This window comes from Pyrobaculum ferrireducens, from assembly GCF_000234805.1.
In the GTDB taxonomy this organism is placed as follows: Archaea; Thermoproteota; Thermoprotei; order Thermoproteales; family Thermoproteaceae; genus Pyrobaculum; species Pyrobaculum ferrireducens.
Genome location: NC_016645.1, coordinates 2203219 through 2227369, shown reverse-complemented (window position 1 = coordinate 2227369; position 24151 = coordinate 2203219). Strand labels below are relative to the sequence as shown.

Annotated in this window: 23 protein-coding genes; 17 read left to right on the top strand and 6 right to left on the bottom strand. The window is 56.1% G+C overall.

The genetic code is table 11. The annotated features are described in order from the left end of the window. Positions 1-31: 31 nt before the first annotated feature. From P186_RS12470 to P186_RS12460, 3 genes are read right to left on the bottom strand one after another with little or no spacing between them, the layout of a single operon-like run. Positions 32-427: a hypothetical protein gene (locus P186_RS12470; RefSeq protein ID WP_148683069.1), complete on the bottom strand. Its 396-nt coding sequence runs from the start codon at positions 425-427 to the stop codon at positions 32-34. Then, a complete protein-coding gene (locus tag P186_RS12465) occupies positions 428-1528 on the bottom strand; it encodes a cytochrome ubiquinol oxidase subunit I (RefSeq protein ID WP_014289868.1) in 1101 nt (366 codons plus the stop codon). Further along, a complete protein-coding gene (locus tag P186_RS12460; RefSeq protein ID WP_014289867.1) occupies positions 1525-3114 on the bottom strand; it encodes a cytochrome ubiquinol oxidase subunit I in 1590 nt (529 codons plus the stop codon). The genes P186_RS12465 and P186_RS12460 overlap by 4 nt, the downstream gene beginning before the upstream one ends. A gap of 169 nt (positions 3115-3283) precedes the next feature. Between P186_RS12460 and P186_RS12455 the strand changes: the two genes are divergently transcribed. Continuing rightward, positions 3284-3559, top strand: coding sequence for a hypothetical protein (locus tag P186_RS12455; protein WP_014289866.1), 276 nt, complete (start codon positions 3284-3286; stop codon positions 3557-3559). A 4-nt stretch (positions 3560-3563) separates the two neighbouring features. On the opposite strand, the gene P186_RS12450 is transcribed toward P186_RS12455, so the two are convergent. Together P186_RS12450 and P186_RS12445 are read right to left on the bottom strand one after the other, a co-directional pair. Further along, complete coding sequence (locus tag P186_RS12450; protein ID WP_014289865.1) at positions 3564-3818, bottom strand: TIGR00304 family membrane protein; 255 nt, start codon at positions 3816-3818, stop codon at positions 3564-3566. A gap of 32 nt (positions 3819-3850) precedes the next feature. Continuing rightward, positions 3851-4255 (bottom strand): CBS domain-containing protein, encoded by a 405-nt coding sequence (locus tag P186_RS12445; RefSeq protein WP_014289864.1) that lies wholly within the window; start codon positions 4253-4255, stop codon positions 3851-3853. Between the two features lie 458 nt (positions 4256-4713). Between P186_RS12445 and P186_RS12440 the strand changes: the two genes are divergently transcribed. The 7 genes from P186_RS12440 to P186_RS12410 all read left to right on the top strand — a co-directional run bounded on the left by P186_RS12440 (position 4714) and on the right by P186_RS12410 (position 10866). Beyond that, the gene (locus P186_RS12440) at positions 4714-6876 is read left to right on the top strand and encodes a molybdopterin-containing oxidoreductase family protein (protein ID WP_014289863.1); all 2163 of its coding nucleotides are present in this window, start codon (positions 4714-4716) and stop codon (positions 6874-6876) included. Beyond that, a complete protein-coding gene (locus P186_RS12435) occupies positions 6873-7439 on the top strand; it encodes a 4Fe-4S dicluster domain-containing protein (RefSeq protein WP_014289862.1) in 567 nt (188 codons plus the stop codon). Before P186_RS12440 ends, P186_RS12435 begins: the two co-directional genes overlap by 4 nt. Further along, on the top strand, positions 7436-8308 hold the full coding sequence (nrfD, locus tag P186_RS12430) for an NrfD/PsrC family molybdoenzyme membrane anchor subunit (protein WP_014289861.1): 873 nt from the start codon (positions 7436-7438) through the stop codon (positions 8306-8308). The genes P186_RS12435 and nrfD overlap by 4 nt, the downstream gene beginning before the upstream one ends. Before the next feature lie 187 nt (positions 8309-8495). Continuing rightward, entirely contained in the window at positions 8496-8735 is a 240-nt protein-coding gene (locus P186_RS14415) for a hypothetical protein (RefSeq protein WP_014289860.1), read from the top strand. Positions 8736-8828: 93 nt separating this feature from the next. Continuing rightward, the gene (locus P186_RS14410) at positions 8829-9035 is read left to right on the top strand and encodes a HepT-like ribonuclease domain-containing protein (RefSeq protein WP_237179417.1); all 207 of its coding nucleotides are present in this window, start codon (positions 8829-8831) and stop codon (positions 9033-9035) included. 122 nt (positions 9036-9157) lie between these two features. Beyond that, positions 9158-10324 carry an ATP-binding protein gene (locus P186_RS12415; RefSeq protein ID WP_148683067.1) on the top strand — a complete coding sequence of 389 codons (1167 nt, stop codon included), beginning with the start codon at positions 9158-9160 and terminating at the stop codon, positions 10322-10324. Positions 10325-10425: 101 nt separating this feature from the next. Next, a complete protein-coding gene (locus P186_RS12410; RefSeq protein WP_014289857.1) occupies positions 10426-10866 on the top strand; it encodes an SRPBCC domain-containing protein in 441 nt (146 codons plus the stop codon). Here the strand turns inward: P186_RS12410 and P186_RS12405 are convergent. Next, positions 10861-11268 carry a vitamin K epoxide reductase family protein gene (locus P186_RS12405; RefSeq protein ID WP_014289856.1) on the bottom strand — a complete coding sequence of 136 codons (408 nt, stop codon included), beginning with the start codon at positions 11266-11268 and terminating at the stop codon, positions 10861-10863. The genes P186_RS12410 and P186_RS12405 overlap by 6 nt on opposite strands. Positions 11269-11934: 666 nt before the next feature. On the opposite strand from P186_RS12405, the gene P186_RS12400 reads away from it, so the two are divergent. From P186_RS12400 to P186_RS12360, 9 genes are all read left to right on the top strand, one after another. Next, positions 11935-13269, top strand: coding sequence for a glycerate kinase type-2 family protein (locus P186_RS12400; RefSeq protein ID WP_014289854.1), 1335 nt, complete (start codon positions 11935-11937; stop codon positions 13267-13269). A 122-nt stretch (positions 13270-13391) separates the two neighbouring features. After that, a complete protein-coding gene (locus P186_RS12395) occupies positions 13392-16445 on the top strand; it encodes a S41 family peptidase (RefSeq protein WP_014289853.1) in 3054 nt (1017 codons plus the stop codon). Between the two features lie 35 nt (positions 16446-16480). Next, the gene (locus P186_RS12390; protein WP_014289852.1) at positions 16481-18751 is read left to right on the top strand and encodes an ABC transporter substrate-binding protein; all 2271 of its coding nucleotides are present in this window, start codon (positions 16481-16483) and stop codon (positions 18749-18751) included. Positions 18752-18765: 14 nt separating this feature from the next. Then, positions 18766-19764 carry an ABC transporter permease gene (locus tag P186_RS12385; RefSeq protein ID WP_014289851.1) on the top strand — a complete coding sequence of 333 codons (999 nt, stop codon included), beginning with the start codon at positions 18766-18768 and terminating at the stop codon, positions 19762-19764. Between the two features lies 1 nt (position 19765). Then, the gene (locus tag P186_RS12380; RefSeq protein ID WP_014289850.1) at positions 19766-20830 is read left to right on the top strand and encodes an ABC transporter permease; all 1065 of its coding nucleotides are present in this window, start codon (positions 19766-19768) and stop codon (positions 20828-20830) included. After that, a complete protein-coding gene (locus P186_RS12375) occupies positions 20827-21795 on the top strand; it encodes an ABC transporter ATP-binding protein (RefSeq protein WP_014289849.1) in 969 nt (322 codons plus the stop codon). The genes P186_RS12380 and P186_RS12375 overlap by 4 nt, the downstream gene beginning before the upstream one ends. Continuing rightward, positions 21792-22754 carry an ABC transporter ATP-binding protein gene (locus P186_RS12370; RefSeq protein ID WP_014289848.1) on the top strand — a complete coding sequence of 321 codons (963 nt, stop codon included), beginning with the start codon at positions 21792-21794 and terminating at the stop codon, positions 22752-22754. The genes P186_RS12375 and P186_RS12370 overlap by 4 nt, the downstream gene beginning before the upstream one ends. A gap of 29 nt (positions 22755-22783) precedes the next feature. Beyond that, positions 22784-23347: a DJ-1/PfpI family protein gene (locus P186_RS12365; RefSeq protein ID WP_014289847.1), complete on the top strand. Its 564-nt coding sequence runs from the start codon at positions 22784-22786 to the stop codon at positions 23345-23347. Then, the gene (locus P186_RS12360; protein WP_148683065.1) at positions 23344-24075 is read left to right on the top strand and encodes a flavin reductase family protein; all 732 of its coding nucleotides are present in this window, start codon (positions 23344-23346) and stop codon (positions 24073-24075) included. The genes P186_RS12365 and P186_RS12360 overlap by 4 nt, the downstream gene beginning before the upstream one ends. Positions 24076-24151 lie beyond the last annotated feature (76 nt).

Below are 24151 nucleotides of genomic sequence, written 5' to 3'. Positions count from 1 at the left end.
ATTTATTAACGAGCTTCAGGCGAACAATATTTCAAAAAATTTTTAAATAGGTGGATGTAGTCTGCCTAAGTCTAGTAGCAATTGGCAACTCCATGGTGGAAAGAAGAAGTGTTAATATTAACGCGATGAGAATAGCAAGAATCCACGCTGTCAATGGTAGCCGCTTAGCTTTTTGTACATGATAAACAAGAAAAAGCAGAAGCCCAGCTGTGGCAAGGCCAACCACGTTGAGAACGCCTCCGAAGGCCATTTGGAGAGATTTATCCGTTGCCCATGTCTTCAAGGCAATAGACACAAGAGTAGGTATGAAAATTGCCTGCTGGACAGCCAACACCCCCGAGAGCCAGGACCGAGAGTAAAGAAGCAGTACTGCGAGGATCCAGAAGAGAAAAGTAACGGGATATGACCAGAAAAAAGCTTCAGACATTTAAACCTCGGGCACCTCTGCAATGAACCTCCTATACAAGGCGTAGAACGCGGCCATTGTGAAAACCACAATTGACAGTATTAAAAAAGCCAGTATCACGTAGACAGCTGGCATGGGTATATCCATGTATAAGTTGGCAAACAAGTCGGCAGACAGGCCCTTATCGCCGAGGATCACCAGGTTGGGGTAGCGCGCCCCGTCGTTGAGAATCTCGCCGAGGGCGACTGTGAAGAGCGCAAGCGGCCCCAGCCACTTGACGTAGCTAGAAATTGCGCCAGCCCTCGCCGCCTTGTACGAGGCTAATCCAAGCGCCAGTAGGGCAACAACGGCGGCGAGCTTTATGACAAGAAGCGGGAGGAACTCACCGTTAACCGCCTTGAAGAGTAGCGGGGAGTACCAGTCAAGGGAGAAGTAGTACAGCGGGCCGAAGATCAGCTGAGCAACCAAGAAGCCCACCCCCGGCAACAGACCTGCCTTTACGCCCCTAACGTCTTTATCCAGAGCCAGCAGGCTGGCGGCGACGAAGCCCCCAGTAGATATCACAGCGGCGGCTGTGTGGAGGTACAGAGTCCAGAACAGCGGGTTGGAATACGGCATGAAGCCGGGGTTGTGGCCAGTTTGGAGGTAGTACCCCACCGCCACGGGGTGGTTTATCTCGGCGAAGATAGCTCTGAAGCCGAAGGGAACGCCGAAGCCGGAGAGGGCCATTATCCACATCACCAGGGAGTGCGTCCGCGGGTGTATCTTGCCCCAGGTGTACCAGCTAATCGCAATCGTCGGTATCCTAATCATTATAGAGGCGATGGCTATGGCTATGGGGATGAATAGAGTGTTTGTGGCCAGCGTCGTCACGGCGGTGAAGAAGCCGGCTAGGAATACAGTTATTATAGTGCCCCATACGCCGGAGAACAGCTCAGAAACTATCAACACCTTAAACACCTTCCTCGCGAATAGCTCGGCCCACGGGTCGCTCTCCCTGTACGCCTTCCACCTATACCACGCGGCGAGGAGGCCGGTGCCCAGCGTCATTGAGACGAATATGACATGTAGCGTAACGGCGAGGCCGAGGCCTACAAAGCCGATGAAGACCGCGGGGTTCATTGCCCAACCCCAGCCCCCTTCTTCAGAAGCTCTAGGAATTTGTACTCCCTAGTGGCCACTAGATACATGGCGTAGAGGCCGCCAAGGCTCACCGCCAAAATCACAAGATAGGCGAAGGCGAGAAAGCCGGGGCTGGAGGCATAGGGCACCGGCGTCACAATCTCCGAGGGGTACAGGAGGCCGTAGACGCTCCATGGCTTCCTCCCAATCTCCCTAACTGCCCAGCCGCCCACGGCAGGGATGACTGTGCCTAGGACCAGCAGAAGCGCTAGGAGAAACACCCTCCGCCTCTCGTCGCCGAATATTTTAGCAATGGCGCTGGCTATGGCTGAGAGGCCGGGCACCCTATAGAAGTAGAAGAACAGGACAGCCGCGGCGAGGCCGCCGATTATCGCAAAGGCAACCTTGACGTAGTAGACTGTGTGTATCAGCGGCATGTACGCCTTGGCCTTCTGCAGATCTGCGAGGCACAAGTCGCTTAGCTTTACAGAAGCTAGGGCGGAGATGTCCACCGACTGCCCGGCTAGTTTCAGCGTCTGGGGGAGGTTGAGGGCCTTGGCCAAGTCGCCTACAGTCAAGGTGTTGTTCATACACGCCTTCTCCAGCTCGTCGAAGCCGATTATGGGCTTGTTGGGATCTCCATAGGCCACAAGGGCGATGATAGGGTTGTGGTAGGTCGTCTCGGCGCCTTCCATAAGGGCGAATTTAGTGGGGTTGTAGTGCACCACCACCTCGCCCATGAAATGCGCCACTATGGGAGCCTGTATGACGAACAGCACGGCGAAGGCTCCGGCCAGCGGCTTCACGATCTTGAGATACTTCTGATCCCCAGTCTTAAAGTATCTGTAAGCCCACCCGGCCGTGGCCACGGCCATGCCTATGAGAATAGCGGCGAGGATGTTGTGGAATATAGACACCAGAGCATAGGGGCTGTAAAGGGCGACCATCGGGTCTTTTAACACGATGCCAACCTCCTGGGCGAACCCCGGCTTCTCGATTAAGAGGGAGATGGGCTGGCCGGTGGCGACGGCGGCTAGCTTAAGCGCCACAAGCTTCGGGACGTCGACGACGTTGGGGCCGTACTCGGGCATGAATGGGTACAGGGTCTTGGCGACGGGGCCGACGCCCCACGGCGCCTGCATCCAGCTGTTAACGGCGGTGATCAAGACGCCGGAGAAGTAGGCGAAGGCGGCGTACAGCGCCAAAATGGCGATGCTGGTGGGCGGCTTGACCCTGCCGAGAGTTACTATAAAAAGTATCAAGAAGGCTATTTCGTTAGCAAAGGCGATCAACTCGAGGGCGAGGGGGGCAAAGGCGAAGGTGGCAATGGCTAGGTTTACGCCGGGCCATATCTGGACTAGGCCGAACTCTACGAGTGTCCCGGTGATGGCGCCCAGTGCGAAGTTCACCCCAAGCACGGCCGTCATGATGCGGGCCGCCTTGTAGTAGTCGCGGTCCCCGGTGCGCCACCACTTCCAGAGCATTACGCCTATCGCCACGGGGAGGCCAAACGTCAGCGATATGTACACGCCGTGGAAATAGATCCCTAACGCACTTAGTGGAAGAAGTGGGTTTGGATTCGTCATGACAGCAGATACGACTTGGTTTTATATATCTATTGACACAAGCTCGCCGGTTAAATCGGCATTTGTGTACTATAAAACGCATTGTATATTTTTTTGCCAATAGGCATGGCTCTACCCGCTGGAAACTGCAACGGCTGAAGGTTTTTATACGCGTTACACAACTGTGGCGATGAACTGGCTTTTTGTTTTTGGCACTGTGCTGGTAATGGCAGGTGTTCTACTCCTAGTGCTGGGCTCTGCGGCGTATATATTTATGAAAGGCGGCGTCAAGGCTGAGGGAGGCGTGGTTGGTTGCGTGGTGGTGTTCTTCGTGCCTATATGCTTCGGGGCGGGGAGCGAGTCCGCGGTGGCTGTGGGGTTGGCGGGCCTGGCGGCGTTGATAGCCGCCGTCCTGCTCCTCCAGTGGCTGTTTTGGAGGCGGAGGGAGGCGGCGGCTGGCGGGTAGCGCCTCACCTAAGGAGCGGCAGTGTGAACAGCAACAGCGCCAGCGCCGTGAGCAGGATGGCCAGTATAAGGGTTAGCTGGGCTATCCTCTGGCTTGTGCCGAAGACAATGGGCACGGGCCCGATCAACACGACCCCTCCCGCCTCTGTTTTTGACTCTCCGCCCTCCTCTTCCCTTTTCAATGCGGTGATGAGCATGGATAACGCCATGAGGAACACGCCGACGATGATCAACAACAACGCCGCTGTCAGCAACTCCACGGAGGAGGCTGTGAAACTATTTAAATAAATATTTATTTGGAGAAGTAGTCGGCGAGAATTTTTAAGAGCGGTATGTTGTACACAATATCTCTCAACGCCACTACGCCGTACAGCTCGCCGCCCTTTGTCACCACTAGACGCCTCACATTGGCCTCCTTCATTAGTAGCAACGCCTCGCCTATGTGAGCATCTGCATCTACTGTGATAATTAGCTTGGACATGATTTCGCGCACCGGAGTGGAGGGGTCCATCCCGGCCACATAAGCCTTTAGCAGATCCCTCTCGCCTACGATACCCACGGGTTTTGTGGGGTTAGCTGGGTCGACCACCACCACCGAGCCGATGTTTTTCGCAAGAATTAACTCGGCTACTTCACGAATTGGCGTGGTGGGGAAGCAGGTAACTACGTTGGTTCTGGCCACCGCGGCAACTTTCACATACTATATGAGACGGCTAATTATTTATACATAGTTCCCACTTTCGTAGATATAAAAATCGTCACGACAAATCGTACAAGTGTAAAGAGACAGAATTTGTTGCAGTAGGCTTATCTTGATTATTTATGTACATTTGATATATTCAATGTACATAAATCATAATGAAGTTTATATCTAAACAGGAAATGTAAGGGTTCGTGGAGATCCAGAGAAGAGATTTCTTAAAGGTCGTTGGCACCGCGGCTTTGTTAGGAACGGCGCTGGGCGCAGTATCCACGTTGTCTAAGGAGCAGTCAGCCTCTGCGATTAGCTCAGAGCGTGTCATCCCTGTGATGTGTGGGGCATGTGGCGCCGGCTGTGGGCTACTTTTCGTAGAGCGTAATGGAAGGAGGTATCTAGTGCCTAATTTGGCACATCCGCAACCCGGCATGTGTGGACGTCCCGCATCTGCTCTTCAGATGTGGAACCACCCGCTTAGGCTTAAGAGGCCTATGAAGCGGGTAGGGGAGAAGTTTGTGGAAGTGGATTGGGACTCAGCTCTCAACGAAATCGCGGCGAAGCTTAAAGAAATCGTGGAAAAATACGGCCCAGAGTCCGTGGTCATCACGCGCCATGATGTCCATTCATGGTTCCTACCGCTGTTTCAGTACCTAATAGGCACCCCCAACCTTATAGGGCACGAGGGGACTTGCCACACTGCATCAACAGCGGCTAGAGGAGCCGTGCTGGGGGCAAGCGGACCGCCTACTGTAGACCCAGATTATGAAAACGTGACGTATCTAATACTGATTGGGAGGAATCTAGATGCGGCGATGGGTCATATTAGGCGGCTGACAGCGGCACGGGAGCGCGGGGTTAAGGTAGTGGTGGTGGATCCGCGGGCGCCGAACATCGCCTACAGCTCTCTTGAGTGGGTGCCTATTATACCCGGCACCGACGCCGCGTTTTTAATGGGGATGGCCTATGTAATTATCGGCGAGAGGCTGTATGACGAGAGCTTCGTGAAGCTATATACCAACGCGCCTATGCTGATAAAGCCAGACGGCTCGCCTCTCTCTGGCAAGGAGGTTGGGGTTGAGGGTGATTATGTCGTCTGGGACGCCGACGCTCAAGCCCCTGCGCCTTTGGGGAAGACGAAAAACCCGGCGCTGACTCTAAACGACGAGGCGAGGCAGAGGGTGGGGGGCGCGAAGACTGCGTGGGAGCTGTTCACAGAGCGCGTGGCTAAGTACCCGCCGGAGGCCGCCGCGAGGATAACCGGCGTTGATGCCGCCACGATTGTGCGAATTGCGCGGGAGTTCGCAACGGCGAGGGGGGTGATCGAGGATGGGTGGTACGCCGCGAGGAACGGCAACGACTTCGACACATATCGGCTTATCCTGATTCTAAACGCGCTGGTGGGTAATATTGACAAGCGGGGTGGGCTCTCTTTCCAGGAGTCTGCTGGGTATCCGAATATATGCGACCCCGTCGGCCCCGACGTGGTGACTCTCACCGGCGTTAAGCTACCGGCGCCTAAGGCCAAGAGAATTGACAAGATTAAGTTTCCGCTTGCGGTATCCTCTTTCGACTCTGTGTATGAGGCGATACTCTCCGGCGATCCCTATCCTGTTAAGGCCCTGTTTGTGGTGGGGACGGGGCCACTGCAGAGAGACGCCAGGTACCACATGGCAGTGGAGGCTCTTAGGAAGCTTGAGTTAGTGGTGGCCATCGACATCTTCCCACATGACCATGTGGATTACGCCCACTACGTGCTTCCAGACTTGATGTTTCTCGAAAGGGAGGAGGTGTCGACTGTAAAGTGGACGCTACACGCGGCGCTTCAAAAATCTCACAAGGCGCTTGACCCGCCGCCTGGCGTCGAGGCGAGGCACGCGCCGTGGATACTTATGGAGATTGTAAGGAGGGCCTATCCCGACAGAGCTAAGGCGGTGGGCTACGACGAGCGCTACGCCGACCCTCACAAGTTCGAGGAGTGGGAGCGCCAACTTGTGCGCGAAGCTCTTAAAAAAGTGGCGGAGAGGTTTAAGCTATCCCTCGAGGAGCTGGAGAAGGAGCTGGAGGAGAAGGGTTTCGTGGTGCTGAAGCGCAAGAGCTACGAGACGAGGCCCTACAAGACGAAGCTAGCCACTCCGACGGGTTTGGTGGAGATATACTCCATTACTGCGTTGAGAAATAAGCTTGATCCACTGCCAGACTACAGGGAGCCGCTCTACACAAAGCCCAAGGCGCCGAACGAGTTCTACCTAGTCAACGGCAAAGACAACGTTGTGTCTTCCCACTTCGCCTTTACGCCAAACGCCAAATTCCTCGGCGATCGCTCCGTGTGGATGAATCCAAAAGACGCGGAAAGGTTGGGCATTAGAGACGGCGACTTGGTAGAGCTCGAGTCTATAGACACGGGGGCGAAGGCCACAGCTAGGGTAAAGGTGACGAATAGAGTGAGGGAGGGCGTATTGTTTACCTACGCCTTCCTCGGCGGGAGGAGGTCAAGCTTCATTACGAAAGAGTTCGAGTTCCTGCGGGAGGGTGTAAATCCACAGTGGTTTGCCACGGGGAAGATCGAGCCTGTGGTTGGGTCTGCGCCTACAAACAGCACGGTCCGTGTGAGGAAGCTATGACGCGGCTGGCTCACCTCTGGGACCAGTCGCGGTGTATTGCATGTGGGGCGTGTATAGCGGCTTGCAACGCGGCAAACTACGGTAGCACGGGGAGGGTGAACAAGACATGGGGCTGGCTCGCTTCAAACATAAAGAGGGTTGAGTTGGTGAGGGGGCCGAGGCCTATGCTCTTCCTCGTCCAGTGTCAGCACTGCGACAACGCGCCCTGCGTCGCCGTCTGCCCAACCGGCGCCTCGTACAGGGATGTGGACGGCCTAGTCAAGATAAAGCCGGAGCTGTGCATAGGCTGTAAGTACTGTATGGTGGCTTGCCCATACGAGGCAAGGTGGCTTGACGAGGAGAGCGGCTTGCCGAGGAAGTGCATGGGGGAGGAGTGCCTCAGTAGGGTGAAGGCCGGCCTAGAACCTGTCTGCGTCGCTGTGTGTCCCGCCGGCGCCAGGGCCTTCGGCGACTTGGACGATCCTAACAGCGCCATCTCCCGGCGGCTTGCCCAGAGCCGCTATATTAGGCTGCTCGAGGGAAAGGGGACTGAGCCAAAGTACTTCGTGGTGGTGGGGCCATGACAGCGTTTCAAGAAATCTGGTCTCCATATCTAATTGGGCCGTTTCTGTGGCTGGCCGGCATAGCTGGGATGGGGTCGGTGGCTTATGTAATGCTGGCACGGCAGAGGGTAGAGGGTTACCAGAGGCTTGCATACGCCTTACTACCGGCGATCGTCTTGGCGCTGGTGTTTGTAGTGGCCGACCTGTCGAGACCTTGGAATATGCCTGGAGCGATACTGTCCTCTATCCTCGGCGGCACGTTCGGCTGGGTGCGGAGCTGGATGGCGGTGGGCATCGCGTTGATATCATTAGGCACAGTCCTTCTGCTGTTCCTCACGCTGAGGTATATAGCGGCCAGTAGCGTGCTTGTACGAATAGTCGACTCCACATGGTACGGTGTTCTGCTGGTGGTGGTTGGCGTACTCATTACGATATACAGCGGCTTCCTCATAGCGGCGGCGCCCGGCATCCCGTTCTGGAACACAGCGCTCATACCAGTCCTTTGGCTACTCAGCGCCTCGGTATGCGCCCTGGCACTGGTAGAGCTCTTGCTACACCACGGCGACGTAACTCGTCAAGTGGTGCGAATGGGCGTGGCGCTTGAATCCGCCGAGCTAATCGCCGTCATGGCCCTCATCAACCTAGCGCTGTATGGAGGCTCCACGGCGGCAAGGCTGAGCGCCCAGGCCCTTGCGTACGGGTCCCTGGCGGCGGCGTTCTGGGGCGGCCTCGTGGGACTAGGCGTGGTCATCCCCCTGGCCATTGGGATAGTTTCGATGAAAAGACAAAGCAGAGCGCTGACCGCGGCGGCCGCAGTGCTGGCGCTCATCGGGGCACTTCTGCTGAGAATACTAGTGCTTCAAGCCGGCGTTTTTGAACCAATACCATAATCCTTCCACATAATACAAAGATTTTTTTCCACTGTTCAAATTGCGTGCTTGAGGACTTTCCCTGGCAGAAATATGGTGTTGGATTCGCCGTGTTGTTTGGCTCGAGGGCGGGGTATAAGCCTGTTGTTAGGGGGACTGGGACATAGCGGTTTGGCCCGATCCTGGCGATAGATACGGCGATTTAGTGATGGATCTCGCCGCGCGTTTAGGCGTGCGGGAGGAGGATATTGACATTGTAGTGCTTGACGAAGACACGCCCTGCGCGCTGGTTCTAGAAATCGCTAGGGGGAGACCGCTCTACTACAGAGGTTTGAAGGAATTTCTAGACGTGCTCTACTTCCATGTGAATGTCTGTATTGATCACTTCATCACTCTCAGAAAGGTGGAGGCGTGGGAGACACAGCTTTCAAAGACATGGCGGTCTTGAGAGAGCTGGCTAGATACGTCTTCAGCTACGGGGCGGAGCTTGATAGATACACGGCGGAGGATCTAGAAGATTCAAAAAAGGTTGCACGGCGCCATGTATCTCCTCATGTCTCAAAGCCAGGCGCTTATAGACATGGCAGAGATGGCTGTCTCACTGCTGGGGCTCTCAGCCAGGGGCTATATAGACGCCGGCAGACAATTAATGATCCACGGAGTTTTTACAGAAAATGATTTTAAACTCTATATGAACATAGTTAAGTTTAGAAATGTTCTTGTTAATAAATATCAACTTATTAAATAGAAATTGTTAAAGATATAGTATTAAACCGGCGCTATAAGCAGTTGATAGACTTGGCGCTAAAGATCGTGAAGAGATTTGGTGAGGATCCGTAAATTTTTAACTCTTCTATATGTACTAGTCTGGTGAGAATAATTCGACGTAGTGAATGTGGCCAGTTGGCCAGGGCCCGTAGCTGGACTTTGTTGTACGGTAGGCGGAAGGTTGGCAAGACCACGCTACTTAGGACTTGTGCCCCCCATGACCTCTACGTGCTGGTGGGCCACGGCGGGGGCCACGCAGTGGTGGGTGACGAGGTGGTGCCGGTGGAGGAGGCGGTTAGGGAGGTGGGCGCCGTGTTGAGGAAGGGCGGCGTCGCCGTGGTTGACGAATTCCAGCGGTTTCCCACGAGGTACTGGGATTTGGTGGCCAGCTGGTCTCCACGTGGGGTTTTGATAGCGGCGGGCTCCAGCTACGGGATTGTTCACAAGGTATTTGACAAGTCCAGCCCCCTCCTCGGGCTCTTCTCCCCCCTCCACATAGACATAATTGCATACGAGGAGGTTCTGGCGCAGGTAGGGGACCCCCTCCTCGCCGTGGTGTGGAGAGATCCGTGGGCCATACCCCACATAAGTAGCGTAGAAGAGCTCAGGGAGAGGGCGCGGGATCTGGCGCTGATCGCCAGGGGGCTCATCGGCGAGGTCTTCACGGAGGAGGACAGGGAGTTGACTGATACATACTGGAGGGCTATACTGCTGGTGGCGGAGGGGTACTGGAAGAGCACAGACGTGGCGGGGGCCCTGGGCCTCAGAGGCGGCCTCGCCTCGGCGTCCTCCATCCTCTCTAAACTTTCTAAGATGGGCGTTTTGAGGGCTGTGCCTACCCTCGGGCGGGAAAGGTACTACACAGTGAGGTCGCCGGTGCTCTCCCTTATCCTCTACGCCGAGGCTAAGTACAGCGTCAGCGACCTAGGCGCGGCCCCGCCTGAGTTGCCGATCGGGCGGGAGGTCCAGTTCACAGTGGGGGAGATGCTCGCCAGCTACTACGGAGCCGTCCAGCGGTACTCGCCCCGCGAGGATATCGACGTGGTGCTGACAAGAGGGCGTAGGAGGCTGTGGGCCTTTGAGGTGAAGCTCGGCCCCTTCACAAGGCCGGAGGCCGCCGAGGCGGTCGCGAGGCTTAGAAAGGTGGCCGAGAAGGCGGGTCTCGTCAGCCTCTCGGAGAGGCCGCCGGAGGTGGGCGATGTCTCGCTTGGGCCCCGGGAGCTGTACCAAATGGCGAGGGAGCTTGCGAAAAGCCGAGGCGTCATTTAAATACGCCTCTGGTCATCGACGTGATGATTCGGTTCTTGGCGGAGTGGTGAAGTGTGCCGAGTTCGCTGACAATATTTAATAACCATCGAGAGCGGTAGGCCATGCGCGTGGTGGAATCTGGCCAGTTTCAAGTGAACAAGCCGCCCCGGGAGGTGGTGGAGATGTTGAAAAAGCCGGAGGTGGTGGCGAAGCTCATACCAGGGGTCTCCAACGTGCAGAAGTCCGGCGATGAGTACATGGGCGAGGCGTCGGTGAGGCTTGGGCACCTCTCCGGCAGGATGAACGCCCGCTTCAAATACGCAGAGGTTCGCGACGACGGCGTAGTGGTCGTAGGGAGGGCCACGGGGCTCCAGACAACGGCAGACTTCAAAATAGAGGTTGCTGCGACCCCCGGCGGCTCGGGGTCTGTGGTCAGCTGGAGATTCGAGGGCGAGGCCCGGGGCCTAGCCGCAACGCTGGCGCCCTCGCTTGTGAGCGGTGCTTTGAGAAAAATGGCAGAGGAGGCGGCGCAGAATTTAGCCCAGTACATCAATGAATCATAGAAGTAGAAAGACGGCGCATATCAGCCCAATTATGTGCGCAACTGTGCAGTATAGACACAGCGCCTTAAGCCTCACCTCCATTCCGACTAACAACACCACGCCTAACACAGCCAGTAGGGCCCACATCTGTCCAAAACCTAGATGAAACGCGAGGGGCACGCCGCCGAACCACGCCGCCCCCACGTATTCAAGAGGTATCCCAAGAGGCCTCGCGTATGGAGATCCGAGCACCACCACGCAACCGGCAAACCTACCTCTTCTACACACATCTCCCGGCTTATTCAGGAGGGTGTGGGCCAAGCCCCCCGCCGCGAGTAGCCATATACCAAGTTGCTCGTACCCCGCTAACCTCGACAAGATCCCCGCGGCGGAGAGCGCCAATGCGACGAGTAAATATCTCACGACAGCGACACGACACAGCATTTATATACTTATTACCCAGGTGAACAACCTTCACGAGACTACAGCAGACAAATCAGCACACCACTATTGAAGTACCATTAACCAAGGAATATCGGGCCAGTTTCAAGCGAACCTCTTCAGAGATATGTGATGCTGATAACGACCTTAGGTTGTTGCTAGTCTATATCCGGTCCAATGTACAGCAAAGTTGGCGGCGAATACTTAGGGGGAGGCCGCTGTGAAGATAAGCCGCATATCAGGTAAAAAGAACGCTCACCTCAAAGATGGCGGAGACTAAAGAGGATAGCATAGCGGCGGCGGGAGGCGCCTCACGTTTACGTACCAGGGCGAACTTCAGAATTGAGATAAAGGCAACACCCAGTGATCAGGGGTCTCTCGAAATTAGAAATTTGAGGGGGAGGCTCGGGGACTTGCCGTTGCGCAGGTGCCTTTTCTGGTAAGCGGCGCTTGGAGAAAATGTGCTGAGGAAGCCGTCCACAGCTTAGCCCAGTACATCAATACGGCGCCGTAGGACGTGGCTGAACAAGCCACTACACAACTTGAGGTCAGAAAACGGCTACGCCGTAGGGGCTGGAGTAAGGCCCTCTCTGTGGGATAGGTGGGGGTAATAGGTATATAGGTATAAAGCCGTGATATCGTATAAATGTGTCTATCCGTAACCGTGAGTCGCTTGTAAAACTCCCCCGCGGCGAGGTGTTGACAAAAGCGCTGGAGGAGGCCCTGGCCGCGGCAGATCCCTACACGGCGGTGGCCTCTAGCGTGAAAAGAAGAGGTGACGTAGTCGAGGTAGGAGGGAAGGCGGTGGAGGTGGGGGGAGGGGTCCACGTCGTGGGGTTTGGGAAGGCGTCGGGGAAGATGGCCGAGGCGTTGGTAGATCTACTCGGCGACTTGGTGAGGGGCGGGGTAGTCATAACGCCAACCGGAGGCGGCCGCGCCGGGCCTATAGAGCTGGTTAAGGGAGATCACCCAATTCCTAAAGACAACACCTTGTCTGCTTCCCACCGCCTTGTCGAATATCTTGAAGGCGTGGGGGAGGGGGACCTCGTATTTGTTGTAATTTCGGGAGGTGGATCGGCGTTGTTTGAACTGCCGGAAGAGGGGATACAGCTTGAAGATATTGCCCACGTATCTGGCGAGTTGATGAGGAGGGGGGCGGATATAGTGGAGTTAAACGCAGTTAGGAAAAGGCTGTCAAGAGTGAAGGGCGGCAAGCTCCTAAAGTTCATAAAGGCTAGGCATGTGGCGTCGCTGATAGTGAGCGACGTCGTGGGAGATCGTCTAGACACGATAGCGTCTGGACCCACGGCGCCTGACGGGACAACTAGGGAATTCGCCATAAGAGTGTTGAAAAAGTACGGGCTGTGGGAAGAGCTTCCTACACGCATCCGTGCGGTTATAGAAAGTGGAGGCGACACTGTCAAGGAGGGGGACCCAGTCTTAGCCAAGGTGTGGAATATCATCGTGGCCAATAACTTGACGTCGCTACGTAGCGCCGGCGGCTACCTAAAAGGCGTCGGCTACAGCCCCTTGATCCTCACCTCGATGCTAGAGGGCGAGGCCCGCGAAGCGGGGCGGGTCCTAGCCTCCGTGGCGAAGAGCGTTGTTTACCACGGCCTGCCCGGGAGGCCCCCACTTGCGCTACTGGCAGGAGGCGAGACAGTCGTCACGGTGCGGGGAGGGGGCCGCGGCGGGAGAAACCAAGAGCTCTGCCTATCCTTTGCACTCGCCATCAGAGGTATGCGCAACATCTCGGCCGCCTGCATGGGGACAGACGGCGTAGATGGAAACAGCCCAGCGGCCGGGGCTGTGGTAGATGGAGGAGTCGTGGAAGAGGCGGAGGCGAGGGGGCTAGACCCACTGGAATACCTAAACAATAACGACAGCTACACATTCTTTAACCATCTAGGCAGGGACATAATCACCGGATACACAGGTACTAATGTAAACGACGTATTTATAGCAGTGATAGACCCCACCTAGCCATAGATGACATCACTAATGGGGGCTTCCTCCATATTGCTCTAAACACAGAGTTTGCCATCTTTAGATGTATACGGCCTTGGCGTTTTTAAATGCTTATTAACGGGGGTCAACGATGGCCTATGCGGGGCTACTACCTCCACCCAGATATCTACGGCGACGAGGTGGTTTTCGTAGCTGAGGACGATCTCTGGAAGTACTCAGGCGGGGTGGGGCAGAGACTTACGTCGGACTTCGGCGTCGTGGTGAGGCCGAAGTTCTCTCCAGACGGGAGGTGGATTGCCTTTACACGGCTACAGCAGACGGACCAGGGCACGACAGCCGACGTATATGTGGTGCCGTCAGGAGGCGGGGAGCCGAGGCGCGTAACCTACTTCGGCACCCCCTTCACCAGAATAGTGGGATGGATCCCCGACGGGAGGGTCCTGGTCTACAGCGACTTTAAAACACCCTTCCCCCAGTGGCGCGAGCTGTACGCGGTGTCGCTAGACGGCATCTACGAAAGGCTGAACCTAGGCCCAGCCACCGCGCTGGTCTACGGGAGGGGTGGTGTGGTGGTGCTGGGCAGAAATACCTACGACCTCCCCTACTGGAAGCGGTACAGAGGAGGCACGAAGGGGGTGCTGTGGATAAGCAGAGACGGCGGGAAGACCTTTGAGAAGTTCCTCGACCTCCCGGGCAACATCACCTCCCCCATGATCGTGGGGGACAGAGTCTACTTCGTCTCCGACCACGAGGGGGTGGGCAACCTCTACTCCGTGGATCTCGCAGGCGGGGATCTCAAAAGGCACACTAATTTCAAGGACTACTACGTGAGAAATGCCAGTAGCGACGGGAGGCGGGTTGTGTTCCAGGTGGCTGGGGACATATGGCTGTACGACCCCGCGGCGGATAGGCTTGAGAAGCTAGGCATCGACCTGCCCCTCTCCCGCAAGGCGAAGATGGCCAAGTTCGTAGACGCTGTGAAGTACCTCGAGTACTTTGCCCTCGCCTCCGGCGAGAGAATAGCCCTAGTCTCCAGAGGACAGGCCTTTATCGTCCCCAGCTGGGAGGGGGCTGTGCTACAGCTAGGCGCCCGCGGAGGCGGCGTGCGCTACAAACACATAGCCACAGACGGGGAGAGGGTCGCCGTGGCCACCTACGACGGCGCCGTGGAGGTGTACGGCATGGACGGCGCGTTGATAAAGAGGCTGGAGCCCGGGATAGGCATAATCGAGGCCCTGGCGCTGAGGCAGACGAGGCTCGCCGCGGCGAACCACAGAGGCGAGCTCTGGATAATAGACATGGAGACGGGCTCGGCGCAGCTGGCAGACAAGAGCGAGTACGGCCTCATCACTGAGATGGCGTGGCACCCCTCCGGGAGGTGGCTCGCCTACGCCAAGCCAGCCGGCGTCTACACCCAAAACATCAAGCTCCTCGACGCCGCCACTAGGAGGACGTACGACGTGACTACGCCAACCGCCTACGACTACTCCCCGGCCTTCGATCCAGAGGGGAGGTACCTCTATTTCCTATCCAGGAGGGCCCTCAACCCCGCGCTGGACCCCGTGCAGTTCAGCTACATATTCGCCAAGCACTCAAAACCCTACCTCGCAGTCTTAAAGAAAGGCGACACCTCGCCATTTGTCGAATACAGAAGGGCTGAGGGTAAGACCGAGGATATAGACGTGGAGGGCATCGCCACACGGGTGGAGCCGATCCCCGTCGAGGAGGGCCTCTACGCTGCCGTGGTCGGCCTGAAGGGGGGGAAGGTGGCGTGGCTGAAGTACGACGTGGAGGGCGCCCTGAGGTACTACCTCTGGTCTGCCCAGGAGCGGAGGGGAGCAGTGGAGGTATACGACCTAGAGACCAAGCTGAAGGATCAGCTGATGTCCGGCGTCTCCGCGCTGAGGGCCTCGCCCGACGGTAGGTATGTCCTAGTCAAAGAGGAGAACAGGCTTAGGCTCATAGACGTGGATAAGAAGCCCGACCTCCAGTCCAGGGAGCCTGGGCGGAAGAGCGGCGTTCTCGACATGTCCCGGGTAAAGGTGTACGTAGAGCCGGAGAGGGAGTGGAGGCAGATGTTCCACGAGGCCTGGCTTTTGATGAAGGAGCACTACTGGCGGGGCGATTTAAACGGGGTGGATTGGGACGCCGTCTATAGGAAGTACGAGCCTCTGCTGAGCCGCGTCGGCACTAGGTACGAACTCAGCGATTTGATAAACGAGATGCAGGGAGAGCTAGGCACTAGCCACGCCTACGAAATAGTGCCAGACTTCGAGGTGGACAAGCCCTACCTCGTCGGCGGGCTCGGCGCCGAGTTTAAGTGGGACGGCGGGTGCTGGCGCGTGGCGAAGATATACATGGGGGATCCCTCCTACGAAAACGAGAAGTCCCCCCTCCTCGCCCCGGGCGTCGACGTGAGGGAGGGGGACTGCGTGGTGGCAATCGCCGGCGTGAAGCTCGGCCTGGGGGCGCCGCCCGAGTACGCACTTCTAAACAGGACAAGCGACACGGTGGCCGTGGAGGTGGAGAGAGGCGGCGAGGTGAAGAGGTACATCGTGAGGACGGTGCGCGACGAGAGGTACATCATATACCGCCACTGGGTCGAGGCGAACAGGCGCTACGTACACCAGCGCACCGGCGGCGCCGTGGGCTACATCCACATACCCGACATGGGGCCCTCGGGATACGCCGAGTTTTTCAAATCGCTAAACGCCGAGGGGGACAAGGAGGCGTTTATAATAGACGTGAGGTACAACAGAGGCGGCCACACCTCAGGAATGCTGATCCTAAGAGCCGCCGTGGGCATATTCGGAAAATTCCTCACCCGCCACTTCAAGCCGTTTCCATACCCCGAGCTGGTGTTGCCGAGGAAGCTGGTGCTCGTCACAAATGAACACGCGGGGTCAGACGGCGACATCTTCACCTACGACTTCAAGCGGCTGAAGCTCGGCCCAGTGGTGGGCAAGAGGACCTGGGGCGGCACAGTAGGCATAGACACCCGCTACAAGCTGGTAGACGGCACCATAATCACCCAGCCGAAATACGCCTTCTGGACAGACGACGTCGGAACCGGCATAGAGGGCTACGGAGTCGACCCCGACGTAGAGGTAGAAATAGCGCCGCAGGACTACAGAGAAGGCCGCGATCCCCAGCTGGATAAAGCCATAGAATTAATAAAGGGCGGGGATTAGGGCAATATTTAAAAACCATACATATTACTAGAGAAATGCCTAAAGTTAAGGGTATTTCAAAAGGTGCGCTAGCCGGTATTGTTATTGCCCTTGTGTTGATCGCGGCCGCGGCTGTGCTACTGATGCAGCCAAAAGCCCCCCCGACCACAACCCCCACCACGACTCCACCGACGACAACTCCACAAACCACTCCAACTACGACGCAAACCACTACACCGACAACTCCACAGACAACTCAAACTACCACCGCTACTACGCCGTCTCCCACAGCGACGCAGACCACAACCTCGCCTTCACCCACGGCAACTGCCCCTCAGAAGGTCTTCCACAAAAATGTGATCTACATTATCAACAACGACGCGACGGCTAGGATACAGCTCTACAAGACTGGAACCGCTGACATTGCCGCCGTGCCGCTGGATAGGCTGAACGAGGTGGTGGGGACTAAGATGGGGAACTACATGATAGAGCTACGGGAGGATCCCAACTTACTGACGCTTACAATAGAGTACATCGTCTTAAACGCCAATAAGGAGCCCTTTAACAACCCACTCGTTAGACAAGCGCTGGCCTGGGCGGTGCCCTACGACGCAATCCTCTCCAGAATATACGCAAACAGATACGCCAGGCTGTACGCCGTAATTCCAAAGGGCCTGCCCGGCTACACAGACTATGGCATTGTTAAGTACACCTACAACATTACCAAGGCACAGGAGTTGATAAAGAAGAGCGGCATAGATCCCACAAAGTATACAATAGTAATCGACTTCAACCTCGGCAACGACCAGCGCGCCCAGACCGCGGCCCTCCTGGCCAACGCCTGGGCCAGGCTAGGCTTTAAAGTGACCACAGAGCCTCTGAACTGGCCGACGTTGCTGAGCAAGACGGAGAAGGGAGACTTCGACGTGTATATAATCGGCTGGCTACCAGACTACCTGGACCCAGACGACTACGCAAGCCCGCTGTTCTACGGCGGCACCAGGTTCAAGACGCTAGATGTAGTTGAGGGCACGGCTCAGCAGATATCCTCCATGCTCTCCTCCGCGAAGGTGTTCGACGTGGGAGAAGCCGTTGTTGTCGTAGGACCGAAGGGTAGCGGCGCCAAGGCTGAGGTCCCCGCCGGGAAGAAGATCTACATAGTGGCTTACGAGGTGGATCTGGCGAATACCAAACCAGTGAACGCCAGCACAGGTTTCGTAGACATCAACCCAGCGTTCTACAGGAATTACGATGTAGACGCCATGATAGTCGCCGCGAGGACGCATTTTGACCCAATGCTGAGAGAAGCTCTCTACAAGGCGATATCGATAGCCAGCAACGTAGATCCCGCGATTATATGGCTAGGCCAGGCAAAGTTCTTCATGCACAACTGGAACTGGGTGAAGGGGCGCTACTATACGCCTCTGGAGCTCGAGAGATACGACCTGCTGTGGGAGACGCCGGACGCCCCCGTCGTCAGCACTGGTATCAAGGACTACAAGAACGGCCCCGACACATACGTCATAGCCACCATCGGCTGGCCACAGAGCTTTGACCCCGCCGCAAGCTACGAGTCTTTTGGCTGGGAAATCTTCACGCAAATAGGCACTACGTTAGTCACCTTCTGGAGGGAGAATACTGAGTACGTGGTGCCTTCTGGAGCGGTGGCTTGGGCCCACGACGAAAACGGCACCACGTGGTATTTCGTGATTAGGGGTGGGATGAAGGCGTACGAGCCGTGGAATAACAAGGTTTATGACATCGATGCGGTTGACGTGTTGTTCTCCATATGGAGGATAGCCAGGCTGTCGCTGGACCCCAGCTGGATGATCACTACATACGTAGACGTCAATGCCAGCTCCGTCTTGACCGAAGACGAGTTTAAGCAAGTGCTCTCCAAGGGGCTTGTCACAGAGTACGCCGGGAAGTCCTACAACGTGAAGAGTTGGGACGACTTGATGAAAATCTTCGGCTACTCCGGCCCCACGGCCGGGGTGGTCAAGCTCGAGCTGACGCAGGCGTACCCGGCGATTCTGCCTATACTCGCGGCGCCGTTTACAATGATTGTGTCGATGCAGTACGCCCTCGGCGACAAGTACCAACAGGCACTAGCAGATTCTAACAACGGAAAGAACCCGGCTGCGTGGGCAAAATACGTCACGACAGGCGAGGACGACGCCACTCACAGACTTCTCCACGAGAAGCCCATATCTACCGGCCCCTACTACGTAGCCGACTACCAGCAGGATTCATACATAGTGTTGAAGTACAACCCGTACTACTGGAACGCCACACTGTGGCAACAGCTATACGGATTTAAACCCTAAACTTTTTCCCATCTATGTCTTCTTTTAGAAAATTTTTAATAAGACGCCTACTCACCTTTATACCCACAATCTTCGGCGTTGTTTTTATTACTTATCTGATAGCCTACGCCATCCCGGCCGACCCAGTGAGGGCGTGGGCAGGTGGGGAAAAGGCGAAGCCAGAGGTTATTGAGAAAATCAAGCAGTACTACTACTTCGACAGGCCTTGGTACGAGCAGTTTTACTACTTCCTCGTCAGGCTATTCGAGGGCAACCTCATCAGCCCCCGCACTGGGAACAATGTTTTTAGCGACATAGCGTCCCGCTTTTCGGTTACTTTACAGCTGGCGCTCTTCTCCATATTCTTCTCAGTGGTTATCGGAGTTCCGCTTGGCCTCGTGGCGGCGTACAAGAGAGACACGAAGATAGACACCGCCGTGAGGATATTCGCCCTTATCGGCGTGTCTATGCCCGCCTTCCTCCTCGCCTACCTGCTTATACTAGTGTTTTTTGTACAGTTTAGATCTATAACGCTGGCCGGCGTCCCCACCTCCAAAGCGGTGGTCACGGGCATACCGCTGATCGACGCCTTGATTACGGGGGATTTTGAAAGCCTGGCCCAAATCGTCGGGAGGTACTGGTTGCCCGGCTTCGTGCTCGGGTTCACTGGCGCTGGGATAATTGCCAGGTTTGTGAGGAACTCTACAGTGGAGGCGCTGGGGGCGGACTTCGTGGAATATCTACAAGCCAAGGGCGTGCCCACGGGCTGGGTGAGGAGGCACGTCTTTAAAAACTCCCTGGTTCCCATCATCACTATTATTGGGTTGGAGTTCGGTGCATCTCTCAGCGGGGCCCCCATCACCGAGACTATCTTCGGCCTACCCGGCCTCGGGTACTACACCGTCCAGTCTATATACTACCTCGACTTCCCCGCCATCATAGCTACCACATTCGTCTTCGCCATAATATACGTAGTGACGAACTTTGTTGTAGACGTGCTCTACGCCTTTGTGGATCCAAGAGTGAGGTATTGATATGAAGGCGCTTGACAAAGTTTCAGACGGCTTAATCAGGCTCCTAGTGAAGCTTATTACTCTAGTGAGGAGGGATTGGTACGCCAGGAACAAGTCGCGGGTAGAGGAGTGGAGACTCACCCTCTACGCGCTGAACAGATCGCCCACGGGTGTCATAGGCCTAGTGCTGTCGCTGGGGTTCGTGGCCGTCGGCGTCCTGGGGCCCTACCTCGCCCCCTACAGCTACGGCCAGTTTCTCTATCTCGAAAATCCTGATCTCTACCTCGCGCCCCCCGGGGCTCACGGGATGGTGCTCGGCACGGATATATACGGGAGAGATGTGTTGAGCCTCATGCTGTACGGGGCCAGGGTGTCGCTAGTCATTTCCGTGGTTACCATCGCCCTCGGCGTCCCCCTGGGAATTCTGCTAGGCCTTCTTGCGGGGTATTACGGGGGGAAGATCGACGAGGCTATAATGAGAATTACGGACATCTTTCTCGCCTTCCCCGCCTTGGTGCTTGCGCTCGCCCTCGCCGCCACACTGCCGCAGCGCATTAGAGAAGTGCTGATCTCTAATCCAGCCTTCGCCTCGTTTATGGCGGCGGTTTTTGGGGTTAAGCCAGAAGACGCGATACACCTCGCGCCGCTGATCTCCATCTTCACGGCTTTGATAATCGTGTGGTGGCCCACATACGCCCGGGTGGTGAGGGGCATGGTGCTTGTAGAGAGGGAGAAGACCTACGTAGAGGCGGCGAAGGCGCTGGGCTACTCCGCGTGGCGCATCATGACGAGGCACATCCTGCCAAACATAATGTCTCCAGTGGTGGTCCTCGTAACTTTCGACTTCGCATCTGTGAATCTCCTCGCCGCGGGCCTCAGCTTCCTCGGCCTAGGCGCCCAGCCGCCGATTGTGGACTGGGGCTCCTTGATAAATATGGGGGGTAGCCGGTTCCCCACGGCGTGGTGGCTGGTCTTCTTCCCCGGCGTGGCTATATTCCTAACGGCGCTGGGCTGGAACCTCCTCGGCGACGCTCTTAGAGACGTCTTCGACCCCAAGTACAGGAGACGCATCGAGTTTGGAGTATGAAAATTCTAGAAGTTAAAGACCTCACAGTGTACTTCTACACCTACGCCGGCGTGGTCAAGGCTGTGGAGAAGGTGTCCTTTGACCTGTATAAGGGAGAGGTGCTGGCAATCGTGGGAGAGACGGGGAGCGGCAAGAGCGTCACCACCCGGGCAATCACCAGACTGATACAGCCCCCCGGCAGGATCATTTCAGGCTCCGCGATATATAGGAGAGACGGCGAGGAAATCGACCTACTGAAGTTGCCAGAGGAAGAGTTGCGGAAAATTCGGGGGGCGGAGATTGCCTACGTATTCCAAGACCCGTCTTCAGCCCTGGACCCCCTCTACACGATAGGATATCAGATAGGTGAGGCCGTCGCCGCGCACCGCGGGGGCAAGATTAAACAGTACTTTTCAGAAGCTGTGGATCTCCTCCGCCGCGTGCTTATCCCCGACCCCGAGAGCAGAGCTAAGTCCTACCCCCATCAGCTCTCTGGGGGAATGAAGCAGAGATCCGTCATCTCTATGGCTATCAGCAACAGGCCGAGGATATTAATTGCAGACGAGCCCACCACGGCTGTTGACGTCACTGTGCAAGCCCAGATACTGCAACTATTTAAAAGGTTGAAGGAGGAGTTCGGCATGTCTGTAATCTTTATCACCCACAACATGGGCTTGGTGGCCGAGTTCGCAGACCGCGTTGCTGTGATGTACGGCGGCAAGATTGTGGAGGAGGCGCCAGTCGAAGAGCTTTTCCAAAACCCGAGACACCCCTACACCAAGGGCCTGCTCAGGGCTGTGGTAAATCCCCTCAATCCACAGGGGAGGCTCGAGCCCATACCTGGCACAATACCCAACTTAATCAACCCGCCGCCTGGTTGCCGCTTCCATCCAAGATGTCTTGTGGCTATAAAGGGTAAATGCGAGCGGGAGGAGCCCCCCACCGTAGGAGAGAGGCATAAGGTGGCCTGCTGGCTCTACGTATGAAGATCCTTGTAAAGACGGAAAAACTCAGCAAATACTTCCCCGTGGGCGGGTTGCTGAGGCCGAGGAGCTACGTCAAGGCGGTAGACGGGGTGGATCTCGAAATATACGAGGGGGAGACGCTTGGGCTGGTGGGTGAGACGGGTAGCGGGAAGACCACCCTAGGCAGGCTGGTGCTGAGGCTGATAGAGCCGACGTCGGGCAAGATATACTTCGACGGGGAGGACGTCACCAAGCTGTCGGGGTCTAGGCTCAGGGAGTTTAGGAGAAAGGCGCAGATAATCTTCCAGGACCCATACATGTCTCTAAACCCCCGCCTAACAGTTTACCAGACGTTGCTGGAGGTGATCAAAGTCCATAGACTCAACATACCCGACCCGGAGGACTACATCGGCAAGATGCTGGAGCTCGTAGGCCTGGAGCGGGGCCAGTTGCATAGATACCCCCACGAATTCAGCGGGGGCCAGAGGCAGAGGATTGCAATACTCAGGGCCTTGATACTAGAGCCGAAGTTTATGGTGCTGGACGAGCCCACCTCTGCCCTCGACGTCTCGGTACAGGCCCAGATTCTAAACATGTTGAAAGATCTACAGAAGAGACTGGGGCTTACATACCTCTTTATCAGCCACGACATAGGCGCGGTGAGGTACATGAGCGATAGAATCGCTGTGATGTACATGGGCAAAATCGTGGAGCTAGGCCCCGCAGACGCCGTGATAAAAGAACCGCTACACCCCTACACCCAAGCCCTAATCTCTGCGCTACCCGTCCCAGACCCCAAGGCGGCTAGGAGTAGGAAGGTGATACTCCTCCAGGGCGAGCCCCCGAGCCCCATAAACCCACCGCCGGGCTGTAGATTCTACCCCCGTTGCCCAGTAGCAATAAAAGGGAAATGCGACCGCGAGGACCCCGCGCTGAGAGAGGTTAAAAACGGCAGATTCGTCGCCTGCCGCCTCTATTAACATATAAATAGACCTACAGAGCTTGTATCATGGCAAAGAAGGTATTAATCATAGGCGGCGATGCCGTAGAGGCGCTTGAAATCTTCTACCCCTACTTCCGGCTCAAGGAGGAGGGGTTCGAGGTGCACGTTGCGGCTCCAAGCAAAAAGACTCTGAAGACGGTGGTGCACGACTTTGAGCAAGGCTGGGAGACATACACGGAGAAGCCCGGCTACAACTTCCCATGGGTAGAAAAACCCCTATCAGAGGTAAAGCCCGAGGAGTACGACGGCCTCGTGATACCGGGCGGCAGGATGCCTGAATACGTGAGAGTCGCCGCCAGCGAAGACGTGAAGAGAATTGTTAGACACTTCTTTGAAAGAAATAAACCCGTGGCCGCAATATGCCACGGCCCTCTCATACTAGCCGCCGCCGGCGTCGTAAAAGGTAGAAAAATGACGAGCTACATCGCAGTAAGGCCTGAGGTGGAAAACAACGGGGGGACATGGGTAGACCAAGAGGTTGTAGTAGATGGCAACCTGGTGACCTCCAGGGCCTGGCCCGATAACCCAGCTTGGATGAGAGAATTCATAAAACTCCTCAAGTCACGGTGAAGGAGGTAAATCCGGAGCTTTTTCACTACGTCATATACCCAGCCACAGTGCCTATTATAGCTACTAAACTAGGCGAGATCGTCGGCGCGATGCCAGCTGTGTGGACCACCGCTGTGTCCACAAACCCACCACTTCTACTGACGGTGCTTGCGCCAGAGAGGAGAACCTACCGCCTTGTTAGGGAAAGCGGCTACTTCACTGTGAACTATCTCGACTTCTCCAAGACGCAGGCATTGGCCCTTCTAGGGGACGTATCTGCGAGATTTGCGTCAGAAAAATTCGACAGGGCTGGCATCAAGTTCACACCATCAAGAAAAATCCCCAGTGTCGCCATAGAGGGCGCCTCAGCCGTAATAGAGTGCTCCCTCAAGACTGTGCTCGACGTAGGTGGGGATCACGACATTTTCATTGGGAGGGTGGAGGCTGTTTACGCCACCGACGACTTCACGGAGGGAGGTTGGATGCTCGAAAAATACAAGCCCATACTCTACGTGGGGAGGACGAGGAGACCCGGCCCCGTGAAGAGGAGATTCGCCACCACTGGAGAATTAGTAGAGGTTGAATATGGAGGGGGTATGAAAGAAGCAGTAGAGGCAAGGAGGAGGGCCTACCAAGTTGCTGAGGGCACTGTTAAGGAACTATCCGATAGGCTTGGTTTGCCGCCTGAGGAGATTGCCTACATACTTCTCGACGTTTTAAAGAACTTGTTAGGGAGCCGCTGGAAGTAGTACCTTGAATCGCTTCTATGTTTTATAGTTGCGTTGCTAGAAGGCGTGTCCCAACTGTATATTTATAATATGTTGA